The following is a 23,028-nucleotide window of genomic DNA, read 5'->3' as shown; positions in this document are numbered from 1 at the left end:
TTGGAGAGGAATTCTGCGCCCATACCTATGTTAGCAAGGGGCAGAAGCCGCATCAGCGGCAAGAGGAGAGAAAAATGGGAAGGCTGACAGGCAAACGCGCCATTGTGCTGGGCGCAAGCAGCAAGGATAATATGGGGCAGGTCATCGCCCGCCGCTTTCTGGCCGAAGGCGCGCAAGTGCTGGTTTCCGGCCGCAAGGAAGGTGAACTGGCCCGTTTTGCCGCGCAGAATGGTTGCCATTATGCAACCGCCGACATTACCAGCGAGAGCAGCCTTGCCGCACTGGCCGATAGCGCCAAGCAAGTGATGGGCGGGGCCGATATTGCCGTCAACGCCACGGGCTGGGGCTTGCTTAAGCCTTTCCTCGACACGACACGCGAAGAACTGGACCAGATCACCGCGCTGCAATTTGTCGGCCCCCATCTGTTTTATCAGGCGATGATCCGCATCATGGCCCGCGACCATGGCGGTCAAGGCGGCTCGATCATCCAGATCAGCAGCGCAACCGCCACGATCATGCTCAATGACCATGCCGCCTATATGGGCACCAAAGCGGGCACCGATCACGTCATCCGCTGTGTAGCGCATGAATGGGGCGCACAAGGCATCCGCGCCAATTCGATCTCGCCGGGTCTGACCGACACGCCCATGACCGCCGAAGCCAAGACGGTGCCCGGCCTGTTTGACGCCTTCCTTTCCGGCTATCCCTTGGGCCGCATCGGCACTAGCGAGGATATTGCCGCCGCCGCCGTATTCCTGTCGAGCGACGAATGTTTCATGACCGGTGAAAACCTGCAGGTGAACGGCGGCCTGACCCTGCGCCGCAACCCCACCCGCGAGGAAATGGGCGCGGCCATCGCCGCAGCCCAAGCGTAACACCCGTCTAGCGGCGGAGGATCAAACCTCCGCCGCCATCTTTTCCGCAATCTCTTTACGCAACACATCCTTGCGGATCTTGCCCGAGACAGTGCGCGGCAAACTGTCGACCAGTTCAAACCTTTCGGGGATTTTTTGCTTGGCCATGCCGCTGGCGGCCACATGTTGCGCCAGATGGGCAGCCTCGACATCGCCCTTTCTCACCACATAGGCGCAAACGCCCTCGCCCAGACGGGCGTGCGGCATGGCAACCACCGCCACATCCTCCACCGCCGGATGCGAGAGCAGGGCGATCTCGATCTCGGCTGCCGAAATATTCTCGCCCCCGCGAATGATCAGATCCTTTTTGCGACCGGTCACGGTCAAGCCGCCATCGCCATCCCGCCGCCCCAGATCGCCGGTGCGGAAATAACCCTGCTCGTCCAGAGCCAGCGCCGTTTGCGCCGCATCCGCATAGCCCAGCATCATCGCCGGACCACGCGCCAGAATCTCGCCTTCCTGGCCGTCGGGCAAATCATGGCCCGCATCATCGACGATCCGCACATCATAATCGACAATCCGCCCATCGGTGCTGGCCGCCAGATCGGGCCTGTCGGGCCAGCCAAAGGTCACCAGTGGCACTTCGGAACTGCCGAAAACGCGGAAAGGGGCGCAATGGGCGAAGGCTTTGCGGGCCTGCACGATGATGTCAGGCGCGACCGCCGCCCCGCCACAGGCAAAGAAGCGCAAGGAGGGCAAGGTCTGCCCCTGCGCCAGTGCGGCGGACGCCAGTTCGACCAGAAAGGGCGTCGCCGCCACCGTACCGGCGACATCATGCCGCGTGATCAGATCTAGCGCCGATTGCGCATGCCAGCTTTCCATCAACACGGTGCAAGTACCCGCCACCAAGGGCATTTCCAGCCCGTTGGCATAGCCCGAAATATGCGTGACCGGCGAAGGCATCAACATCGCCTCCCCTTCCCGCAACCCCCAGAAGGTCGCGCTTTGGGCGATGACGCGTTGAAGACTGGCATGGCTGTGCAACACGCCCTTGGGCTTGCCGGTGGTGCCCGAAGTGTAGAGCACCATTTTTACCCCGCAGGGGTCCACCTCGGGCTGCGGAACGGGCAGGCTCCGCCCCTGATGCAAGAGGGCCGCGTAATCCTGATCCCCAGACCCACGCACGGTGAAAATATGCTGCAGGTCGGGCAAATCAGCCTGCACCCGCGCCGCCATGGCCCGATAGTCCACATTGCGGAACGCCTGCGGCACAAACAGCGCACTGGCGCGGCAATCGCCCAGCATCTGGCGGATTTCGGCATCGCGATAGATCGGCACGATCGGATTGATCACCAGCCCTGACATAGCCGCCGCGACATTGAGCACCGCCGCCTCGCGCCAATTGGGCAATTGGAACGCGACCACATCGCCCGCCACCAATCCGCGCGCTGCCATCCCCGCCGCCAGCGCGCAGGCATCATCCCACAAGGCCGCGAAACTCAGTTGGCCAACATCGTCGATCAGGGCGATCCTGTCGCCATGGCTGGCCGCCTTGACCCGCGCCAGATCGGCAATCGTGCCGCTCGCCCACAGACCTTTCTCGGCAAAACCGGCCTGATGCGGCGCGGGCAGAGCCATCTGGCTCCAGGGTAGATCTATCCTCATCCGTCATGTCCCAATTGGCCTGAACGCCCTGATTTGTCCCCAAGGCAGAGCTTTTTATCACTGTGTGACGCGCCGCCCCCGCTCTGTCCACTTGGTGAAAGTGGCAGGGTGTAATCGAGCCGGGCCAAGGCATTTATGCGACCCGAACCTAAGACCTGTCACAGCTTGGCAGCGCAACAGGCCTGCGGCAGTTTGGTCGGCAAACAAAACCCATGGCTGACCATGGCAGGAGAGGCATGATGACACCCCCGATAAACGACCGCAGCACGCGTATTGGCGATGTCGCCGAAATCCTGCTCGATTATGTCGAGCAGAAGACCACCTATCAGGCGCAGTCCATCGCGCATGTCCGCACCTCGACCTATACCGATCCCGATCAGTGGAAGGCCGAGATGGAACTGGTGTTCCGCCGCGTGCCGCTGATGCTGGCCTTTACCGCCGAATTGCCCGAACCTGGCGATTACAAGGCGATGGAGGCGATGGGCCTGCCCGTGTTGATCAACCGTGACAAGGATGGCACGGTCCGCGCTTTCCTCAATGTCTGTTCGCATCGCGGGGCGCCGGTGGCTTCCGAAGGGCGCGGTAATTGTGCGCGTTTCACCTGCAAATATCATGCATGGACCTTTGGTCAGGATGGCCGTTTGATCGGCCTGTCGGAAAGCGCGACTTTCGGCGATGTGGACAAGGCCAGCCTCGCGCTACGCGCGCTGCCTTGTGAAGAACGCGCGGGCATGATTTTTGTCTGCCTCACCCCCAATGCACCGCTCAATCTCGACCAGTATTTCCGCGGCTTCCTCGAAGATTTCGAGGGTGTGGGCTTCGACAAATGGACCTATCTGGGCCATCGCGTGATCGAAGGGGCCAATTGGAAGATCGCCTTTGACGGCTATCTCGAAGGCTATCATTTCGCCTCGCTCCACCCTTCGACCATCCAACCGCGCACGCCATCCAACCGCACCTTTTACGAAGGTTTCGGCCCCAGCATGCGTATCGGTTTCCCCCAGCACCGCATTGCCGAAGCGTTGAAAGACATCCCCCGCGACCAGTGGGGCGAGCAGGAAAACAATGGCTTCGACTTTGTGCGGATCCTGTTCCCCAATGTCTCGGCCTTTCTGGCGCCGGAAATCACGCAGGTGGCGCAACTGTTCCCCGGACCGACGCCGGACAAGAACCGTACCGTGCTGCATTACCTGCGCCGCGACCCTATCCGCGACGATGAAGACCGCGCCAATGTCGAAGCGGCGATCAATTTCTTCCGCGATGTAACCTATCAGGAAGATTATATTATCGGCATGGAAATTCAAAAAGGTCTGGAAGCCGGTGCCCATGACGAATTGACGTTCGGGCGCAATGAGCGAGGCAACCAATATTTCCACGAATGGCTCAACTGGTATCTGCAAGATGATCCCAGCCTGCCCGAGCCCAAGATGTAATCTAGACCCCAAACCCGCCCCGGCTCGCCCCGCCCCCAAAGCGGCCATGGCACCTAAACGGAGAGCGCGTCTCATGACTGTTGAAGATAAGAAATCCCGCTATTCGCCCGAGTTCGATGTGGATGTGCGCGGCGATACGATCACCGCCGACCGCTATATCAGCCGCGAATGGATGGAGCTGGAGAACAAGCATTTGTGGCCCAAGGTCTGGCATCTGGGCGGCATGCTGTCGGAGCTGGAGGAGGAAGGTGACTTCATCCGCCATAATTTCGGCAAGGATTCGGTCATCATGGTCCGTCAGGCCGATGGCTCGGTAAAAGCCTTTTACAACACCTGCCCGCATCGCGGGAACCGACTGGTGCTGGGTGAAGCAGGGCATACGCCGCGCATCACTTGCGGCTATCACGGGTGGCAATTCACCCCCGATGGCGTGTTGGCCAAGGTGCAGGACCCCGATGACTTTGCCGGTGGCGACCCCTGCGGCAAGGTCAAGCTGGCCGAGCTGCGCTGTGACACATGGGGGCCTTTCGTGTTCTGGTGCATGGATGAGGATGTCGCCCCGCTGAAAGACTGGCTGGCGCCCTTCCCCGAAAGGCTGGCTAATTATGGCCTGGAAAACTGGGTACGGGTGCTGAACCTGTCGTGTGACGCGGATTTCAACTGGAAGATCATCCGCGACAATTTCAACGAGAGCTATCACCTGCCCACCATCCATCCCGAACTGGCCACCTTCATCAATGACGGCCTGCCCACTACCCTGTTCGAGATGTATCCCACCGGCCATAATGCCATGTGGATGATCGGCCATCAGGCCACGACGCGCGTTGATTATCACAGCGCCGAAGTGCCTGCTCCGCTGGACGATATTGCCCGCGCATGGGGCATTAATCCTGAAGATTACAACGGCCATACCGGCGACATTCGCGCCGCCGTGATCAAGGCCAAGCGCGAGCTGGGGCCTTCGCGTGGCTATCACATGTATGCCAATATGACGGACCAGCAATTGGTGGATTATTTCCACTGCACGCTTTTCCCCAATCTCACGCTGACCATGTCGCCCGAACAATTGCAGGTGCTGCGTACCGAACCGCATCCCACCGATCCGGAAAAATGCATTTTCCAGCATTGGTGCCTCTATCCGCCGGTGGAAGGCCAGACCGAACTGGTGGGGCCGCTGGGCACGGTGCCGTTCAAATTTGACGCGGTGGCGCGGCATAGCAAATATGGCGATGGCGTCTCGCTGGGCTTTGTGGCCGATCAGGATCTCTCGATCGGCACCACGCAGCAGCAGGGCCTCAATTCGCGCGGCTTCAAGGGCTGTGTGCTGCCGGGTCAGGAAAAGCGGATCCAGCGGTTCCACGAATTGCTCAACGACTATGTAAAGGGCGAGAAATGAGCCTGAGCGCAGAAGATCGTTTCGCCATTGCCGATGTGGTCAATGGCTTTGCGCTGGCGGTGGATGATATTGGCAATGTGGATGGTGTCGTGGCGCTGTTTGCGCCCGATGCTGTCTATGACCTGTCCGCGCTGGGTATGGGCACTATTCTGGGGCAGGAAGGCGTGGGTGAGTTCTTTACCACCGCCTTTGCCGGCATGGCCCATAATGCCCATTACATGACCAATATTACCGCCTCCTCCACGGACGCAGGCGCCAAGGCCCAAGCCTATGGCCACGCCTTCAGTCTGGGCAAGGATGGCGCGATGATGGAGGTCAAGGCGCGCTATAATTTCGATCTGGTCCGGTCGGAAAAGGGCTGGTTGATCGCGCGGCTGACGATGGGCCTGTTGATCCCGATGGGGTAAGGCCCGTTTCGGCAAGCGCCAAAGGAAAAGGCCCGGCAGTGATGCCGGGCCTTTTGTGTGAGAGCAGGTGTGAGCCGGTCTCAACTCATGCAATAGCCGCCGTCCATCATGAATTCGCTGCAGGTCACAAAGCTCGCCGCTTCCGAACACAGATAGACCACACCGCCAGCCATTTCCTCAGGGCGGCCAAGACGACCGATGGGATGGGCAGCGACCACGCCCTTGATCGATTCCTCGATCGAAGGCACCGCGCCCAGATCGACATAGCTCTGCATGATCGATTCCAGCATCGGGGTTTCAATCCCGCCCGGATGCACGCTATTGGCGCGGATATTATAGCCCAGCGCGGCAAATTCGGCGCCCATACATTTGGACAGCATCTTCACCGCTGCCTTGCTGGTGCAATAGGCGCCGTTGAAAGGCGCACCCTTGATCCCGCCCACGCTGGAGAAATTGACGATGGAAGCGCCACCTTTGCGCGCCTTGCCGCCTTCTTTCAACATGGGCAGCAAGGTCTGCACGCCGATGATGATGCTCTCCACATTGACATTATACACCCGCTGCCATTCGGACAGCGGCGTGCCTTCGATGCTGGCCACGATGCTGATGGCGGCCACATTGACCAGAGCATCAATGCGGCCATATTCGCGCTGCGCCAGATCAGCAATCGCCTGCCAATCATCCGCATTGGTCACATCATGCACCATGGCATGATCGGCCCCCACATCAGGCGCCACGCGATCGGTGGCGATCACAGTCGCCCCCGCCGCCTTCATCGCCTTGACCACTTCGCGCCCGATGCCGCCGCCCGCGCCAGTGACCACGGCCACCACACTATCCAAACCAATCGTCATGGTTTCAATCCTTTATTGCGCGGTCCAACCGCCATCGACCACCAGTTCGGCACCGGTGACATAGCTGGCATCGCTGCTGGCCAGAAACACGGCGGGGCCTGCCAATTCGTCCGGTTCGGCCAGACGGCCAATCGGGGTCGCCCCTTCCATCGCGGCCACCAGATCCTCGGGCTTTTCGGCAAACCCCTTGTCCACCCAGCGCTGGAAACCGGCGTTGAGCAGCGGGGTCTTTACAAAACCGGGGTGCAGCGAATTGGCGCGGATCGGCATGCGCTTGGTGGCAAATTCAATCGCCAGCCCCTTGGTGAACAGGCGCACGGCGCCCTTGCTGGCATTATAGGCCGATACTTCGGAATAGCCGACCAGCCCCATGATCGAGCTGACATTGATAATGCTGGCCCCGCCCGCAACACCGGCCCCGCTTTGCGCCATCAAAGGCACCAGCGTTTTGACGCCCAGAAACACGCCATCGACATTGATCGCCATGATCTTGCGCCATGCGGCCAGTTCCAGCGTTTCGACCGCACCAGTCAGATCGATGCCCGCATTGTTGACCAGCACATGCAACGCGCCATGCGTCTGACGGATATGGGCCTCGACCCTCCCCCAGTCTTCCTCGCTGGCCACATTGGCCGAAACATAGCTGGCATTGGGGCCCAAACGCTCCAGCACCTCGCGGACGGCGGGGCTATCGGGCGCATCCAGATCGCTGAACACCACTTTGGCACCCTCGCCTAGAAAGCGCGTGCCAATCGCCAGTCCAATCCCGCGCAAACCACCGGAAACAAAAGCGATTCTATCCTGCAAACGACCCATCATCACACTCCCATCATGCCAGCGGTGGTAGCGCCATCAATGGTCAATTCCGCGCCGGAAATAAAGCCTGCCTCGTCACTGGCCAGATAGGCCACCAGCCCCGCCACTTCTTCAACCTGCGCCATGCGGTTCATCGGGGCCATGCCTTCATAAATGGCACGCACGGCCGCCGGATCGGGCTGGCTGTTCATGATCGAGCGGATGAGGTCGGTTTCCACCACACCGGGCAGGATGGCATTGACGCGGATCTTGTACCCCTTTTGCCCGCAATAGACCGCGCTGGATTTGGCCAAAGCGACAACGGCGGCCTTGGTGGTCGAATAGGTGACATAATTGCCCAAGGGACGCGCGGCATTCATCGAGGAATTGATGATGATCGAACCTGTGGCGCCTTCATTTTTCACCATGGCGCGGATTGCGTGCTGCACGGTCAGCATCACACCGGTCTGGTTGATGCCGACAATCTTGTTCCAGCCCTCGATCGAGACATCCTCGATATTGGCATCGCCCTGTTCGGTGCCCGCATTGGCAAAGGCAATATCCAACCGGCCAAATTCGCCCAGCACCACCTCCATCAAGGCGGGCCAGCTGGCGGCATCCTCGACGCGATGGCTGACAAAGCGCCCGCCGGTTTCCGCCGCCAGGGCGGCGCCGACATCGGCCTTGGAACCGGTGAACACCACTTTGGCACCCTGTGCCGACAGGCGGCGCACCACGCCCGCACCAATCCCGCTTGTGCCGCCGGTTACCAGCGCCACCTTGCCGTTCAAACCCATGGTCATAGGACCCTCTCTCCAATGTTTATTCGGCCCATCATGCGCGCGAAAGGGGCAATGAGAAACCTATGCTTTCAGCAAGGTGACGCAGCGGTTAGGGGCGATACGATAAGCGCTTGTATTCGAGGCTCGCGCCCGCGCGAATCAACGATATCCGGCGGAAATTCATAGACGAAACCAGCGGCCCAAGCCGCGGCGAGAGGATAGAGACCATGGCTGACATCGATTTCAAAAGCTCGACGGCAAGTCCGGAAAGCTGCGGGCTACCGGTAAGCGAGGGGATCAACTGGCTGGAACTGATGGCGCAGGATTCGCGCCCCGCGCCCGATGTGCTCACCACGCCCAGCTATCAGAACCGTGGCAGCAAGCCTCTGGCCGCCGGTCGCTATACCAGCGAGGCCTTTGCCAAGCTGGAGCGCGAAAAGATGTGGCCCAATGTGTGGCAATTTGCCGCGCGCGAGGAAGACCTGCCAGAGCCGGGCGATTATGTGGTCTATGAAAATGCCGGTCGCTCTTTCCTGATCGCGCGGCAGGACGATGGCTCGGTCAAGGCGATGCACAATGTCTGCCTGCACCGTGGGCGCAAGCTGCGTCTGGAAGATGGCGCCGCCGACAAATTCGTCTGCCCCTTCCATGGCTTTGCGTGGAAAAAGGACGGCAGTTTCGACCACATGCCCTGCAAGTGGGATTTTGAACATCTCGATCCGGCCAAGCTGGAATTGCCGCAGGCCGAAGTCGGCCAATGGGGCGGCTATATTTTCATCCGCGAAAATGCGGGCGGGCCCAGCCTTGAAGAATTTCTGGCCCCCCTGCCCGACCATTTCAAACGCTGGCGCCATGAAGATTGCGTGACGGTGATGTGGGTGGGCAAGGAAGTGCCCGCCAACTGGAAGGTAACCGCCGAAGCCTTTATGGAGGCTTGGCACACGATTGTTACCCATCCCCAATTGCTGCCCTTTACCGGCGATTGCAATGCGGCCTATTGGACCTGGGGCGACCATGTGAATGTCAATCTGGTGCCCTTTGGCATCATGTCGCCCCATATTGATCCTGCCGGCAAGACCCAGCAATGGGTGGTGGACGAATTCGTCAAATATAACGGGCGTAGCGGTGATAATTATGAATCCGCCTCCGATCCCTATTATGTTGCCGTACCCGAAGGCCAAACCGCCCGCGAGGCGCTGGGTGCCAAGATGCGTGCGGCCTATACCGAACAGACCGGCTATGACCATGCCGATGCGACCGATGCCGAATTGCTCGACGCGCTGGTTTACAATGTGTTCCCCAATTTCGCGCCCTGGGGCGGGTTCATGCCCAACATCATCTATCGCTGGCGCCCCGGCAAGACGCCCGACACCTGCATCATGGAAGTGCGCATTTTGATGCGCGTAAAGAAGGGCGAGAAGCACCCGCGCGGCGTGCCGATGAAGTTCCTGACGCTGGACCAGAAATGGACCGAGGCGCCCGAACTGGGCATTCTGGGCGATGTGTTTGAACAGGATATGGATAACCTGCCCTATGTGCAGCAGGGGCTGCATGCATCCAAGAATGGGGAAGTGCAGCTGGCCAATTATCAGGAAATCCGCCTGCGCCAGTTCCAGCAGACGCTCGACAAATATCTGGGCATTCCCGAGGGCAGCGACGGAAGCGAGGCATGAGCGAGGCCCAACCCAAGCGCATCAATTGCGTGCTGATCTGTGGCGGCGTATGGCACGACATGGACTTTGCCCGGCTTGAACTGCTCAAGCTGCTGGCCGAAGATCAAGCGGTGCGGACGCGCGTGTTTGAGGATTTCGAGAATATCGAAGCGATCAAGCAAGCCGACATCATCATCACCTATACGTGCAACGTCATACCCAGCCTTTCGGCGCAGGAAGCGCTGCTCGATTGGGTGAAGGCCGGTGGTCGGTGGTATGCGCTGCATTCCACCAATTCGGTGCTGCGCCTGCTCAGCGAGGGGCCGAATGCGGGGCTGTTTGACGCCCCGCGCTGGGCGCCCCTGTTCATGGAAACGCTGGGCAGCCAATTCATCAGCCACCCGCCCATCGCCCCCTATCGGGTGACTGTCGCGGATGAAACGCATGAATTGACGCGCGGGATCGAGCCTTTCGATACCAATGATGAATTGTACCACATGGAGTGCCACGGCGAGCTGCATGTGTTGCTGGAAACCGAGTGCAAGGAGGAAGGCACCGGTTTTGTCGAGGCAGCCGATGCGCCCGGCACCCATCCGGTGATGTATATCAAGCATCACGGATCGGGCGCGGTGCTGTATAACACTTTGGGCCATTGTCGCGGCCATTACGACCTGCAACCGCTGATGGATTGGTGGCCGACGGTGGACCGCTGTGCCTGGGATCTGCCGGTGTTTTATGACCTGCTGCGGCGGGGGATCGCGTGGGTGAAAGCGCCTTTGGCCAATTGATCACCGCCTCACAAAAAACCCGCCCCCGCTGATCCGGCAGGGGCGGGTTTTCTTATTCCGCCAATTATGCCGCCAAGCCGGCGAAACGGTCCAGTGCCGCACCCGCATCCTCGGGCCAGCGCGAGAGCATCAGCAAGCGTTTGTGCCCATGGCCGATCGCCAATTCATCGCTGACTCCCATGCCGCCGTGGAACTGGATCATCTCGTGGCCAAGGCTGATCGAGCCCTCGCTGATAAAGGCGCGAGCGCCATCCACCGCCTGGGCAAAACCATCCTGACCTTCACAAACCAGCGCCAGATTGATCAGCGCCCGCGCCTGTTCCAGCACAGCATATTGGGCGACCATCCGGTGCTGGATCGCTTGAAACTTGCCCAACTGGGTGTTGAACTGGCTGCGGGTCCGCAAATAGTCCAGCGTATCATCGAACAGGCGCTGCATAATGCCGACCGCCTCGGCCGCCTGCGCCAATTTGGCCAGCGGCATGACCTTGTCCAGACCGTCAAGGCCGTCCGAAAGGCGATGCGACAACGGAACCACCACATCGACGCATTCCAGATGCAGCGCCGCCCCGCCATCCACCTTGCGCCACGGGCGCTGGATCAGGCCAGGCTGGCTGGCGGGCACCAGATAGAGGTCGACACCATCCCGCTCACCGGCAGCGCCAGTGCTGCGCGCGCTGATCAGGAAGGCATCAGCCCCGACCCCTGCCGGCACGCAATGTTTGATGCCCTTGATACGGACATGATCGCCCTCGATATGCGCTGTGCTTTCCACCCATGTTGCAACGCCGCGACTCGCCGCCTCGGCATGGGCCAGCGCGATGCGTTTGTGGCCGGTGGCAAGATCATCCTGCCAAACCTCGACCAGATCATCCTGCCCCTGGGCCAGCAGCAATCTGGCACCGATCAGCACATTGTCGATCAAAGGCTCGACCGCCAGACCGCCGCCCAGGGCTTCAAACACCGGAACCAGCGCGCAGGCCCCAAAGCCCAGCCCGCCATTTTCGGGTGCCAAAGGCGCGGCAATCAGGCCCAATTCACCCAGCAAGCTCCAGTTTTCTTGGGAAAATCCTGTCTCATTGGCCAAATAGCCGCGTCGACGTTCAACGTCATATCGGTCCTGTACAAACCTCTGTGCGAGGCTTTGCACCATGGTTTCTTCTTCGCTGAGATCGAAGTTCAAGTTTCTTCTCCCTTGGCCGGTATTCTAACACTTGAACCAGTCCAGAAACGCTGGGAAAAAGGCTAGGATAAATCCTGCCCGCGAAAGAGAAGGCAAATAAAATGGTCCTGGAGATGGATGCACCAAGCTTGGATTGGGTTGATGCTGCGCGCGTCAAATCGCCCACCGATATTCGCCGCGCCGCCGAGGCGCTGAACGATATTGCCCACCGCACCGGCATGAAAGTGGCCCCCGCCCACGACATTGCCGACAAACGCACGCCCTGCGACGACAAAGGCAATATCCTTGCCGGTGACGTCTTTGGCTGGGCCAGCGACAAGGCATGGTGGCGCAATCCGCGCATCGCGCTGGATTCGCCGATCACCACCGCCTGCCGTTTCGAAAGCGAGCCCTTCTGGGCCAATGGCGAGGGTTTCCGCACCCGTCAGCCAAACCGCTACCTGTCCTCGATCGACCTCACCAATTTCGAGGCTCGCGCCTTGACGAAGGCGGCGATTGTGGTGCCAGTGCATCTGCCTTTCGGCCAGATCGGCGCGGTGAGTTTCAACCCGCTCGACAGTTCGCGAACGGACCTGTCGCGCGAATTTGAAGCCTATGGCGATATCTATGGCCTGTTGGGCCGGACCTTCATCGCCAGCTATGTCGGGGCAACCGGTACCGCTCAGGCGCTGTCGGGCGGATCGCGCTTGTCCAAGCGCGAGGTGGAATGTCTGCGCTGGGCCGCCATTGGCAAGACCGATCTGGAAATTTCCATGATCATCGGCCGCAGCCGCGCCACGGTGCGTTTCCACATCCACAATGCCTCGATCAAGCTGGATGCGGTCAACCGTAGCCAGACAGTCTTCAAGGCCGCCCAGTTGGGCTATATCTCGCTAGCCCGTTAAGCACGGGCCATGCGATGCCTTTGGCGTGCAGGGCCGAGCGGGCCTTGCGCGCCTGCGCTTTTGCGCCTTGCCTACAGGCCAGACGATAAGGGGTTTGGCGGCGCATGTTGGCCCATGTTGGCCCATGCACTTTGGGTCACGCCTTAGATGGCGCGGCGCGCTGACGCCAAAATAGCACTGTTTTTCAAAGATATGTAAATCACCAATCCCACTTCCTCACCCGCCCTAGTCTTTTTGGGAGTCGCGGCCAGAGCCTGCAAAGTTCTTAATGCCCTCAACAAGAATCGTGAGAGAAAGTCTGAAACCCGCCATGCACAACAGCCTGTTCACCGATGATGATCCAGTGCGCCTGATCGGCGGACGCCATCGTGAAAGCGGGCGGATCGTGTTCCCCTGCCCCGCCGATGCCGCCTATGAAGCGGTGCCGCTGGGCCGCAAGGGGCAGCTCTGGTCCTATACTGTGCAGCGCTTTCGCCCCAAATCGCCGCCTTATGCCGGGCCCGAGGCCTTTGAACCATGGGCCATCGCCTATGTCGAATTGCCCGGCGAGGTGATTGTCGAGGCATGGCTGACCGATGTGGCCTTTGAGGATATCCATATCGGCATGGAACTGGAACTGTCCCCGCAACCTTTGGGTGGCAACAGTTCGCTGATCGTGCCCGCCTTCGCTCCGGTCAAGGCCTTGGCAGCATGAGCCGCGTTTGCATCATCGGGGCGGGCATCCACCGCTTTGGCCGCACCGATGGCCTGTCGGGGCTTGATCAGGGTGTGTTTGCGGTAAGGGCCGCTTTGGCCGATGCAGGCGTTAGCTGGACCGATATCCAGTTCGCCTATGGCGGATCGGATTCAGCGGGAAACCCTGACACGATGGTCGAACGTCTGGGGTTGAACGGCACGCAATTCATCAATGTGAAGAACGGCTGCGCTACGGGTGGTTCGGCTTTGTTTTCTGCGCAAATGGCGATCAAGTCGGGCGAGTTCGATCTTGGCCTTGCCGTAGGCTTCGACAAGCATCCGCGCGGCGCGTTCGATGCCAAACCTGCCGAATATAACCTGCCCGAATGGTACGGCGATGCAGGCTTCATGGTCACCACGCAATTCTTCGCGGCCAAGATCATGCGCTATATGCATCTCTACGGGATCAGCCGCCGCACGCTGGGCATGGTTGCCGAAAAGGCTTTTATGAACGGTGTCCATGCGCCCCATGCGTGGCGTCGCGAACCCGTGGCGTTGGATACGATCCTCGACGCGCCGATGGTGTCGGATCCTTTCACCAAATATATGTTCTGCTCGCCCGGCGAAGGCGGCGTCGCGCTGGTTCTGGCCAGTGAAAAGAAGGCCCGAGAGTTGGGCGTCAAGCCGATCTATCTGGCCGCTGCAACCATGCGTACCCGCCCGCCTGCCAGCTTTGAGGTCTTTGCCCCCAGCATCGACATTGGCGGCGGCACCGCCACGGCCACGCGTTTGGCCAGCGCCGCTGCTTTCGAAATCGCCGGTATCGGGCCGCAAGACATTGACGTGGCCCAGTTGCAGGACACCGAGGCAGGCGCCGAAATCATGCATATGGCCGAAAACGGCTTCTGCAACGATGGCGATCAGGAAACCTGGCTGGCCGAGGGGCGCACGCGCATCAACGGGCAGTTGCCGGTCAATACCGATGGCGGATGCCTTGCCTGCGGCGAACCGATCGGGGCGTCCGGCCTGCGGCAGGTCTATGAAAACATCGTGCAATTGCGCGGGTCTGGCGAAGGGCGACAAGTGCCTGACAGCCCCCGCACAGCTTACAGCCATGTCTATGGCGCGCCGGGTGTTTCGGCCGTCACCATTCTAAAAAGATAAGCCCTATGGATCTGGAACTCACCCCCGAAGAACTGGCCTTTCGCGATGAAGTGCGCAGCTTCCTTGCCGAAAAACTGACGCCCGCCATCAAACAGGGCGCAGCCGCCACGCCTTCGGTCTTTGTCGAACCCGACATCGGTCAGGCGTGGAATGCGATCCTGCATGAACAGGGCTGGCTGGCCTATCAATGGCCAAAGGACGTCGGCGGCACAGGCTGGACTCCCGTACAACGCTATATTTTCGAAAAGGAATGTGCGCAGGCAGGCGCGCCCAACCTGACGGTCTTGGGGCTGAAACTGGTGGCGCCGGTGATCTTCACCTTTGGCACGGAAGCGCAAAAGGCCCATTATCTGCCCCGCATCCTGTCGGGCGAGGATTACTGGTGTCAGGGCTTTTCCGAACCGGCCAGCGGGTCGGATCTGGCCAGCCTGCAATGCCGCGCCACGCTGGTCAGCGACGATCAGGGCGAGCGCTATGTGCTCAATGGTTCGAAAATCTGGACCACCCATGCCCATTTCGCCAATATGATGTTCTGCCTTGTGCGCAGCAATCCCGATGTGCGCAAGAATGAAGGCATTTCCTTCCTGCTGGTCGATATGGACCAACCGGGCATCACGATCAGCCCGATCCTGACTTTGGCGGGCGACCATGAAGTCAATCAGGTCTTTCTGGAAAATGTCGTGGTGCCGGTGGCCAACCGGATCGGCGAGGAAGGCGATGGCTGGAAAATCGCCAAATTCCTGCTGGAAAACGAGCGCGGCGGTTCCTGCCATGCGCCCAAACTGGCCTATGACATCGACCAGATCGAGGCCGCGGCCCAAAACCAGCCCGACGGTCGCGGCGGCATGATGGCGCAGGACAAGGATTGGCAAAGGCGTGTGGCCAAGGTCCGCCTTGGCGTGCAATCGCTCGAAATGATCGAGCTGAAAATCCTGTCCGAAATTGCCAAGGGGCAGAAGCCGGGACCGCAAACCTCGCTGGTCAAGCTGCTGGCCTCCAATCTTCGGCAGGATATTGATTTGATGGGGATGGACCTGCTGGGTCTGGCCGGCATGGAACTGGAAACCCGCCGCCCGCTCTATGGCGATGAGGCGCCGGTGGCCGTGCATAACAAGGCCGCGCAAGTGGCCAGTGCGCGCTATCTCAACAGCCGCGCCTGGACGATCTTTGGCGGCACCAACGAGGTGCAGGCCAGCATCATCGCCAAAACCGTTCTGAACCTGTGATTTCAAGAAAAACCAAAACCCTGGGAGCCGAGATGCAACTGAGCCGAGACGCCCTGCTGGCCGCCTATCACCGGATGAAAATCATCCGCGAATTTGAAGAGCGCCTGCATATCGAGATCCAGACCGGCGAAATTGCCGGTTTCACCCACCTTTACTGCGGTCAGGAAGCCGTGGCCGTCGGCGTTTGCGAGCATTTGGGTGTGGAGGACAAGATCGTCTCCACCCATCGCGGGCACGGGCATTGTCTGGCCAAGGGCTGCGATGTCGATGACATGATGAAGGAAATCTGGGGCAGCCGTGATGGCCTTTGCAAGGGCAAAGGCGGATCGATGCATATTGCGGACGTTACCAAGGGTATGCTGGGCGCCAATGGCATTGTGGGCGCAGGCGCACCGATTGCCGTGGGCGCCGCGCTGGCTAGCCGCGTCGATGGGCCGGGCGAAAACGGCTTGAAAGTGGCGATCGCCTTTTCTGGCGACGGCGCCTGTAACCAGGGCACCACGTTTGAAGCGATGAATTTCGCGGTGGTGACGCAGGCTCCCTGCATTTTCGTGTTCGAAAACAACCATTATTCCGAACATACCGGCGTCGATTACGCCGTGGGCACCGCTGGCGATATTGCAAGCCGCGCCGAGGCCTTTGGCATGAAAGTCTGGCGTGCGGACGGCACCGACTTTTTTGCAGTCCATAACACGATGCGCGAAGTGCTGGACTATGTGCGCGCAGGCAATGGCCCTGCGGCGGTGGAATTCGACACCGAGCGCTTCTTCGGCCATTTCGAGGGCGATCCCCAACGTTATCGCGGCCCCGGTGAACTGGACCGCATCCGCGAGACCCGCGATTGCCTGAAGAATTTCCGCAAGGCCGTGACCGAAGCTGGCCTGCTGCAGGACGCCGATCTGGACGCGGTTGACACCCAATCGCTGGCCGAGATCGAGGCTGCCGTGACGGCAGCACGCGCCGCGCCGCGCCCCACCGCCGAAGATGTCCTTGCCGACGTCTACATCTCCTATTGAGAGCGGGAACCGACAGATGACAAAGATGATGTATCGTGATGCCGTGCTCTCCACCATCATGGAAGAGATGGAGCGCGACCCCAATGTGGTGGTGCTGGGCGAAGATGTGGTGGGCGGCATGGGCACCGCCGGTGGCCCCGAAGCCATCGGTGGGATCTGGTCCACCTCGACCGGTCTTTATGGCAAATTCGGCCCGACCCGCGTGATTGACACGCCGATTTCGGAAAGCGCGATCATGGGCGCGGCCGGTGGCCTTGCTCTTGCGGGCAAGCGTCCGATTGCCGAATTGATGTTTGCCGATTTCATCGGGGTCAGCCTTGACCAGATCTGGAACCAGATCGCCAAATTCCGCTATATGTTTGGCGGCAAGACCCGCTGCCCCGTGGTGCTGCGCATGGCCTATGGCGCGGGTTACAACGCTGCGGCCCAGCACAGCCAGTCGGTGCATCAGATCCTGACCGGCATGCCCGGCATCAAGGTGGTGATGCCCACCACGCCCGCCGACGTAAAGGGCCTGTTGCGCACCGCCATTCGTGACGATGATCCGGTGGTGTTTCTGGAGCATAAGGCGCTTTATGCCAACACTGGCGAAGTGCCCGATGATCGCGATTTCATGATCCCCTTCGGCCATGCGCGCCTCAGCCGTGCGGGCGGAGACGTGACGCTTGTCTCCTCTGGCCTGCTGCTGGGCTTTTGCGAAGCGGTGGCCGACAGGCTGGCAGGCGAAGGCATTGGTTGCGATGTGATCGACCTGCGCACCACCAGCCCGCTGGACGAGGAAACCATTTTGGACAGCGTGGAAACCACCGGACGTTTGGTGGTGGTGGACGAGGCGCCGCCGCGTTGCGGTCTGGCCGCCGATATTTGCGCTCTGGTGGCGCATAAGGCCTTTTCCAGCCTGAAGGCTCCGCCGCAGCAGGTGACCCCGCCGCATACGCCGATCCCCTTCGCCCGCGAATTGGAAAGCGCTTATTTGCCTTCGGTCGACAAGATCGAGGCGGCGGTGCGCCGCGTGTTGGCCTGGCGCTGAAGGAGGCTCTGATGGCTGAAATCCGCCCTTTCTGCATGCCCAAATGGGGCATCGAAATGACCGAGGGAACGCTTGCCGAATGGAAGGTCGGTCAGGGCGAAAGCTTCAAGCGTGGGCAATTGTTGTGCCTGATCGAAACGGCCAAGATCACCAATGAGGTGGAGGCCGAATTTGACGGTGTGATGGCGCGTATTCTGGTGCCCGAAGGGGGTGACGCGCATAGTGTGGGGACGCTGCTGGCCGTGATGGCCTCGGCCGATGCAGGTGAGGATGAGGTTGAGGCTTTCATCGCCGCCTTCAAACCTGCCGACACCAGCACAGCCGCCAAGGGTGGCGACAGCGCTGCTCCTGCCCCCGTGGCCAATGCGCCCGCCCAGCCAAGGGTGATCGAGACCAACCGCCCGATCAGCCCCGAAGCGCTGAAACTGGCGCAGGAAAGCGGTCTGGACATCGAGCCGATCGAAGGGTCGGGCCGTGATGGCCGCATCACTTTGCAGGACGTACATCAGGCGCTTCGTAGCCCTGCCCGTCCGGTGTTGCAGGGGGCGTTGAAGGTGGAAGCGGAAGGCCCCGTGTTTGCCTCGCCTTTGGCTCGCCGCATTGCAGCCTTGCACGGGATCAGCCTGGCAGGGCTGACCGGCACCGGCCCGCGTGGGCGCATTTCCAAGGCGGATGTCTTGGCGCTGGTGCCTGCCCCTTCTGCGTCGACCAGTGCCTTTGGCGCGCCCTTTGTAGCCGTGGCCAATCCGCCCAGCGTCACCCGCTTTGACAGCGTGCGCAAGGTTGTCGCGCAGCGCCTGACCGAGGCCAAGCAGACGATCCCGCATTTCTATCTGCGCATGTCGGCGCGGGTCGATGCGCTGATCGCCTTGCGCAAAACGGCCAATCTGGTGCTGGGCACCAAGGCCAGCCTCAATGACTATGTGATCATGGCCGCCTCACGCGCGCTGGCCCGCCATCCCGATGTCAATGTGCAGGTCCATGGGCAGGAAATCCACAGCTTTGCCCATGCCGACATTTCCATCGCCGTGGCCAGCCCCAAGGGTTTGGTGACGCCGGTGGTGCGGCAGGCCGACCGGATGCGGATCGACCAGATTGCCGCCGCCAGCAGCGACCTGATCACCCGCGCCAAAGCCGGACGTCTGGGCATGGATGACATGGCGGGGGGAAGCTTTTCGATTTCCAACCTTGGCATGTTCGGCATCGAAGATTTCGACGCCATCATCAACCCGCCCCAAGGCGCCATTCTGGCCGTGGGCACCATCACGCGCGAAGCGGTGGAAGATGGCGACGGTTTCGCCTTTGAAAGCCGGATGCGTTTCACCCTGTCGGTGGACCATCGCGCGATTGACGGCGCTGCCGGTGCCCAATTCCTCGCCACCCTCAAGAATTTGATCGAAGCCCCCGAAGATCTGTTCGCCTGACCCTGTTTCACGGAGAATTTCATGACCAAGCGCGGCGCTTTGACCGATCTGGCCCCGATCAACCAACTGGCCTATCTGCCGTCCGATTTTGATGCCGCCCTGCATCACTGGACACAGGTGGTGGGGGCTGGTCCCTTCTTTCTGATGGAGAATATCGCACTGGGCGATATGACCTATCTGGGACAGCCCACCGATGCCGTCTTCTCCGTGGCCATTGGCTATTGGGGCGATATGCAGATCGAGCTGATCCGTCCCGAAAATGACAGCCCCTCGATCTATTCCGGCAAATATGCCGTCAAAGACCGGCTGCATCATATTTGCATGGTGGTCGACGACATAGAGGTCGCACGTAAGGCTCTGGCCGAGGCGGGCGCTACCAATCTGGTCGAAGGCAAAGTGGGCGAGGATGGCTATGTCATCTATGCCGATGCGGGCGGCGGCCCCGGCAATGTGCTGGAATATGTGCAATTGATGAGCGGCGGGAAAGAATTGTTCGCGATGATGCGCGACGCTGCCAAGGGTTGGGATGGCAGCGATCCGCTGCGCAAGATCGGATAAGCAGCATGACCACCGAACGCGCTATTGCGATTGCCGCCCGTGTGGAAGATTTCGTCCGCACCCAGATCTTTCCCTATGAGAGCGACCCGCGCCGGGACCATCACGGCGCCCCGACCGACGAACTGGTCTATGAAATGCGCGAGAAGGCCCGCGCGGCAGGTGTGCTGCCCCCGCATATCCTGCCCGATGGCACGCATCTCACCCAGCGCGAAACCGCCACGGTGTTGATTGCCAGCGGTCTGTCTCCGCTGGGGCCTTTGGCCTGCAACACGATGGCGCCCGATGAAGGCAACATGTATCTGATCGGCCATGTCGCCTCCGATGATCTGAAGCAGCGTTTCCTCAAACCCTTGGTGGAAGGACGCGCAAGATCCGCCTTTTTCATGACCGAACCAGCCACGATGCAGGGTGCCGGTTCCGACCCCTCCATGATGATCACCACCTGTCGCCGCGACGGCAACCATTGGGTGGTCAATGGCAAAAAGCGCTTCATCACCGGCGCGCAAGGGGCGCAGGTTGGCATCATCATGGCCAAATCCGAAGAGGAAGACAGCCATGGCGGGGCCTGCATGTTCCTGGTTGATCTGCCCGATCCGGCCATCCGTATCGATTATGTGCCCAACACGATCGACACCTCCATGCCCGGCAGCCATGCCAATGTGACCATCGACAACTTGCGCATCCCTGCCGATCAATTGCTGGGGCAGGCCGGCGATGGCTTCAAATATGCGCAGGTGCGCCTCAGCCCTGCCCGCCTGTCGCATTGCATGCGCTGGCTGGGTTGTTGCATCCGCGCGCAGGAGATTGCCAGCGATTATGCCAACCGCCGCATGGCCTTTGGCAAACTGTTGATCGACCATGAAGGGGTGGGCTTTATGCTGGCCGAAAACATGATCGAATTGCAACAAGCGCAATTGATGATCGACTGGTGCGCGGGCGTGCTGGATACGGGCAGTCTGGGCACGGTGGAAAGCAGCATGGCCAAGGTGGCCGTGTCCGAGGCCTTGATGCGTATTGCCGACCGCTGCGTTCAGGTGATGGGCGGCACGGGAGTCACCGATGAAACCGTGGTGGAACAGATCTTCCGCGAGGTGCGCGCCTTCCGCATCTATGACGGCCCAACCGAAGTCCACAAATGGAGTCTGGCCAAAAAGATCAAGCGCCGTTGGAAAGAGGCTCATGGCTGACCCTATGCCCGATCTTGCCGCCGCCAACACTGGCGTGGGCGCTATGCGGACCGCGCTGGACGGCGCGGCCTTGCAGGACTGGTTGCAAGCCCATGTGGCAGGCTTTTCCGGCCCGCTGGAGATTGGCCAGTTCAACGGCGGCCAGTCCAACCCGACCTATCGCCTGACCACGCCCGACGCGCGCTATGTGTTGCGGCGCAAACCTGCGGGGCCGATCCTGAAGGGCGCGCATGACGTGCTGCGCGAGGCAAGGGTGCAACAGGCGCTGGCGGGCAGCGATGTGCCGGTGGCGACCATTCGCGCCGTTTGCGAGGATGAAAGCGTTCTGGGCAGCGCATTTTACGTGATGGATATGGTGGATGGCCGCGTCTTTTGGGATGCGGCTTTGACCCAGATCCCTATCGGCGAACGCGCGGCCTATTACGATGAAATGAACCGCGTGATCGCCGCATTGCACAGTGTCGATTATGCCGCCATCGGCCTTGGCGATTACGGGCGGCCGGGCAATTATTTCGCCCGTCAGATCGCGCGCTGGACCCGCCAGTATGAAGAAGACGAACTGGCTGGGCGCGATCCGGATTTGGATGCCTTGGTGGCATGGCTGCCCACGGCCATTCCCGATGGCGATGAAACCTCGATCGTCCATGGCGATTTCCGCTGCGACAACATGATCTTCCACCCCAGCGAGCCGCGCGTTCTGGCGGTGCTGGACTGGGAATTGTCGACCTTGGGGCATCCCTTGGCCGATTTTGCCTATCACGCGATGTTCTATCGCATGCCGCCCGATATTGTTGCGGGGCTGGGCGGGGTTGATCCAGAGGGGCTGGGCCTGCCTTCGCAGGAAGCCTATATCGAGGCCTATTGCCGCCGCACCGGTCGTCAGGCAATCGGGAATTGGGACTTCTATCTGGCCTTCAACTTCTTCCGTCTGGCCGCGATTTTCCACGGGATCAAAGGTCGGGTGCTGCGCGGCAATGCCAGCAATGCACAGGCCGCCTCACGCGCGGAGGCCTTCCCGCGTCTGGCCCGTCTGGCGCGCGACTGCGTGGGGATTTAACCGTCATCTAACAGAATATAGCCGCGGTCCAGCACTCTGGCCTCGGCTGTGGTGGCCGAAAACCAGATATGCGGGCCGTCTTTGACATGATCGATCACCAGCCTGTCCTGCGGATAGGCTGGTGCGGTAAAGCGCAGGGATAGCGCCTTGATGCCAGCGCCCTTCCCCAATCGCCACAGAGCCACCGCCGTCAGCCCCATGGACAGCAAGCCATGCAGGATTGGGACGCGAAACCCCGCCTGCTGCGCCGCCACCGGATCGGCATGCAGCGGGTTGGTATCGCCGTTCAAACGGTAAAGCAGGGCTGACGTTGCATGGGTCTCCACTATGCTGCGGCCCGCCAGCGGCGAAGGGGGGCAGGGCGGGATTGCCGACAGGGCCATGTCGCCGAACCCTTCGCCCACAGCTTCTGCATTGCGGAAAAACAGCATGGATTGCCCCCTCGCCAAGAGCGCGCCGCTATCACCACGCGTCAAAATACGCTCCACCAACACCGCCAGATGGCCCGCCCCGCGCGGGCGCAATCCGATGATGCGATTGCGGGCCAAGAGCGGCACATCTAGCGGAATGTCGCCATAGATCTCCAACGACTGCTCGCCATGCAATGGGCCTGAGGAGGGCAGGCCCAACAAGGGATCGCTCCACCACGCCCCCGGATCGCCCAGCACCACCGGCATGGTGGCAAAGACCCGCAAACCGGCGCCCTCATACACAAAGGGCAGTTCATCGGGCCCCGTGCCCAGCCCGATGGACAGAGCGTAAAGGATCGCCGCCTGTGGCGTGATCGAGCAGGCGACATCCGGCAAAGACAAAGCCGCCAGAGAGTCGATGTTTACCGCCATGATTGGCCTCCACCTGTGATCTGGCAAGGGATAGCGCATCATCGCCCGATCACGCCTGATGCATTGGATAGGTCCGCGCGCAACAAGGCTGGGTTAGTCTGTCCGTCAAAGGCGTATGTGCAGGCGGCGTGCAGCGCAGATACCGCAAAGAAAGCC

Annotated in this window: 22 protein-coding genes; 16 read left to right on the top strand and 6 right to left on the bottom strand. The window is 60.7% G+C overall.

Features of this window, described 5'->3' with window-relative positions:
* Positions 1–74 precede the first annotated feature (74 nt).
* A complete protein-coding gene (locus EOE18_RS07055; RefSeq protein ID WP_127707666.1) occupies positions 75–875 on the top strand; it encodes an SDR family oxidoreductase in 801 nt (266 codons plus the stop codon).
* 21 nt (positions 876–896) lie between these two features.
* Here EOE18_RS07055 and EOE18_RS07050 read toward each other — a convergent pair whose 3' ends face one another.
* Positions 897–2,519: an AMP-binding protein gene (locus EOE18_RS07050; protein WP_127707664.1), complete on the bottom strand. Its 1,623-nt coding sequence runs from the start codon at positions 2,517–2,519 to the stop codon at positions 897–899.
* A gap of 236 nt (positions 2,520–2,755) precedes the next feature.
* Between EOE18_RS07050 and EOE18_RS07045 the strand changes: the two genes are divergently transcribed.
* From EOE18_RS07045 to EOE18_RS07035, 3 genes are all read left to right on the top strand, one after another.
* On the top strand, positions 2,756–3,952 hold the full coding sequence (locus tag EOE18_RS07045; protein WP_246027307.1) for an aromatic ring-hydroxylating oxygenase subunit alpha: 1,197 nt from the start codon (positions 2,756–2,758) through the stop codon (positions 3,950–3,952).
* A gap of 73 nt (positions 3,953–4,025) precedes the next feature.
* A complete protein-coding gene (locus tag EOE18_RS07040) occupies positions 4,026–5,348 on the top strand; it encodes an aromatic ring-hydroxylating oxygenase subunit alpha (RefSeq protein ID WP_127707662.1) in 1,323 nt (440 codons plus the stop codon).
* Complete coding sequence (locus tag EOE18_RS07035; protein WP_127707660.1) at positions 5,345–5,755, top strand: nuclear transport factor 2 family protein; 411 nt, start codon at positions 5,345–5,347, stop codon at positions 5,753–5,755. The genes EOE18_RS07040 and EOE18_RS07035 overlap by 4 nt, the downstream gene beginning before the upstream one ends.
* 80 nt (positions 5,756–5,835) lie before the next feature.
* Here EOE18_RS07035 and EOE18_RS07030 read toward each other — a convergent pair whose 3' ends face one another.
* Genes EOE18_RS07030 through EOE18_RS07020 form a run of 3 tightly spaced genes read right to left on the bottom strand, consistent with a single transcriptional unit; the run spans position 5,836 to position 8,207 of the window.
* Complete coding sequence (locus EOE18_RS07030; protein ID WP_127707658.1) at positions 5,836–6,609, bottom strand: SDR family NAD(P)-dependent oxidoreductase; 774 nt, start codon at positions 6,607–6,609, stop codon at positions 5,836–5,838.
* 12 nt (positions 6,610–6,621) lie between these two features.
* On the bottom strand, positions 6,622–7,425 hold the full coding sequence (locus tag EOE18_RS07025) for an SDR family NAD(P)-dependent oxidoreductase (protein WP_127708071.1): 804 nt from the start codon (positions 7,423–7,425) through the stop codon (positions 6,622–6,624).
* A 2-nt stretch (positions 7,426–7,427) separates the two neighbouring features.
* Complete coding sequence (locus EOE18_RS07020) at positions 7,428–8,207, bottom strand: SDR family NAD(P)-dependent oxidoreductase (protein ID WP_127707656.1); 780 nt, start codon at positions 8,205–8,207, stop codon at positions 7,428–7,430.
* Positions 8,208–8,413: 206 nt separating this feature from the next.
* Here EOE18_RS07020 and EOE18_RS07015 point away from each other — a divergent pair, with 206 nt between their 5' ends.
* The gene (locus tag EOE18_RS07015; protein ID WP_127707654.1) at positions 8,414–9,859 is read left to right on the top strand and encodes an aromatic ring-hydroxylating oxygenase subunit alpha; all 1,446 of its coding nucleotides are present in this window, start codon (positions 8,414–8,416) and stop codon (positions 9,857–9,859) included.
* Complete coding sequence (locus EOE18_RS07010; protein ID WP_127707652.1) at positions 9,856–10,626, top strand: ThuA domain-containing protein; 771 nt, start codon at positions 9,856–9,858, stop codon at positions 10,624–10,626. The genes EOE18_RS07015 and EOE18_RS07010 overlap by 4 nt, the downstream gene beginning before the upstream one ends.
* Positions 10,627–10,690: 64 nt before the next feature.
* Here the strand turns inward: EOE18_RS07010 and EOE18_RS07005 are convergent, their stop codons facing one another.
* Positions 10,691–11,809 carry an acyl-CoA dehydrogenase family protein gene (locus EOE18_RS07005; RefSeq protein ID WP_127707650.1) on the bottom strand — a complete coding sequence of 373 codons (1,119 nt, stop codon included), beginning with the start codon at positions 11,807–11,809 and terminating at the stop codon, positions 10,691–10,693.
* A 113-nt stretch (positions 11,810–11,922) separates the two neighbouring features.
* Here EOE18_RS07005 and EOE18_RS07000 point away from each other — a divergent pair, with 113 nt between their 5' ends.
* The 10 genes from EOE18_RS07000 to EOE18_RS06955 all read left to right on the top strand — a co-directional run bounded on the left by EOE18_RS07000 (position 11,923) and on the right by EOE18_RS06955 (position 22,030).
* Positions 11,923–12,693, top strand: coding sequence for a helix-turn-helix transcriptional regulator (locus EOE18_RS07000; RefSeq protein ID WP_127707648.1), 771 nt, complete (start codon positions 11,923–11,925; stop codon positions 12,691–12,693).
* A 310-nt stretch (positions 12,694–13,003) separates the two neighbouring features.
* Positions 13,004–13,387, top strand: a complete 384-nt coding sequence (locus EOE18_RS06995; protein WP_127708069.1) for a Zn-ribbon domain-containing OB-fold protein — start codon at positions 13,004–13,006, stop codon at positions 13,385–13,387.
* Complete coding sequence (locus tag EOE18_RS06990) at positions 13,384–14,532, top strand: thiolase family protein (RefSeq protein WP_127707646.1); 1,149 nt, start codon at positions 13,384–13,386, stop codon at positions 14,530–14,532. The genes EOE18_RS06995 and EOE18_RS06990 overlap by 4 nt, the downstream gene beginning before the upstream one ends.
* 5 nt (positions 14,533–14,537) lie before the next feature.
* Positions 14,538–15,758, top strand: a complete 1,221-nt coding sequence (locus EOE18_RS06985; RefSeq protein WP_127707644.1) for an acyl-CoA dehydrogenase family protein — start codon at positions 14,538–14,540, stop codon at positions 15,756–15,758.
* 32 nt (positions 15,759–15,790) lie between these two features.
* Complete coding sequence (locus tag EOE18_RS06980; RefSeq protein ID WP_127707642.1) at positions 15,791–16,774, top strand: thiamine pyrophosphate-dependent dehydrogenase E1 component subunit alpha; 984 nt, start codon at positions 15,791–15,793, stop codon at positions 16,772–16,774.
* Positions 16,775–16,790: 16 nt separating this feature from the next.
* Positions 16,791–17,804: an alpha-ketoacid dehydrogenase subunit beta gene (locus EOE18_RS06975; protein WP_127707640.1), complete on the top strand. Its 1,014-nt coding sequence runs from the start codon at positions 16,791–16,793 to the stop codon at positions 17,802–17,804.
* A gap of 11 nt (positions 17,805–17,815) precedes the next feature.
* Entirely contained in the window at positions 17,816–19,228 is a 1,413-nt protein-coding gene (locus EOE18_RS06970; RefSeq protein ID WP_127707638.1) for a 2-oxo acid dehydrogenase subunit E2, read from the top strand.
* A 21-nt stretch (positions 19,229–19,249) separates the two neighbouring features.
* On the top strand, positions 19,250–19,786 hold the full coding sequence (locus EOE18_RS06965) for a VOC family protein (protein WP_127707636.1): 537 nt from the start codon (positions 19,250–19,252) through the stop codon (positions 19,784–19,786).
* 5 nt (positions 19,787–19,791) lie between these two features.
* The gene (locus EOE18_RS06960; protein ID WP_127707634.1) at positions 19,792–20,973 is read left to right on the top strand and encodes an acyl-CoA dehydrogenase family protein; all 1,182 of its coding nucleotides are present in this window, start codon (positions 19,792–19,794) and stop codon (positions 20,971–20,973) included.
* On the top strand, positions 20,966–22,030 hold the full coding sequence (locus tag EOE18_RS06955; protein WP_246027306.1) for a phosphotransferase family protein: 1,065 nt from the start codon (positions 20,966–20,968) through the stop codon (positions 22,028–22,030). Before EOE18_RS06960 ends, EOE18_RS06955 begins: the two co-directional genes overlap by 8 nt.
* Here EOE18_RS06955 and EOE18_RS06950 read toward each other — a convergent pair.
* Entirely contained in the window at positions 22,027–22,872 is an 846-nt protein-coding gene (locus EOE18_RS06950) for a MaoC/PaaZ C-terminal domain-containing protein (RefSeq protein ID WP_164852688.1), read from the bottom strand. The genes EOE18_RS06955 and EOE18_RS06950 overlap by 4 nt on opposite strands.
* Positions 22,873–23,028: the final 156 nt, after the last annotated feature.

The organism is Novosphingobium umbonatum, assembly GCF_004005905.1.
Lineage (GTDB): Bacteria > Pseudomonadota > Alphaproteobacteria > Sphingomonadales > Sphingomonadaceae > Novosphingobium > Novosphingobium umbonatum.
The sequence above is the reverse complement of the archived record's forward strand: the minus strand, read 5'-3'. Positions and strand labels throughout refer to the sequence as shown.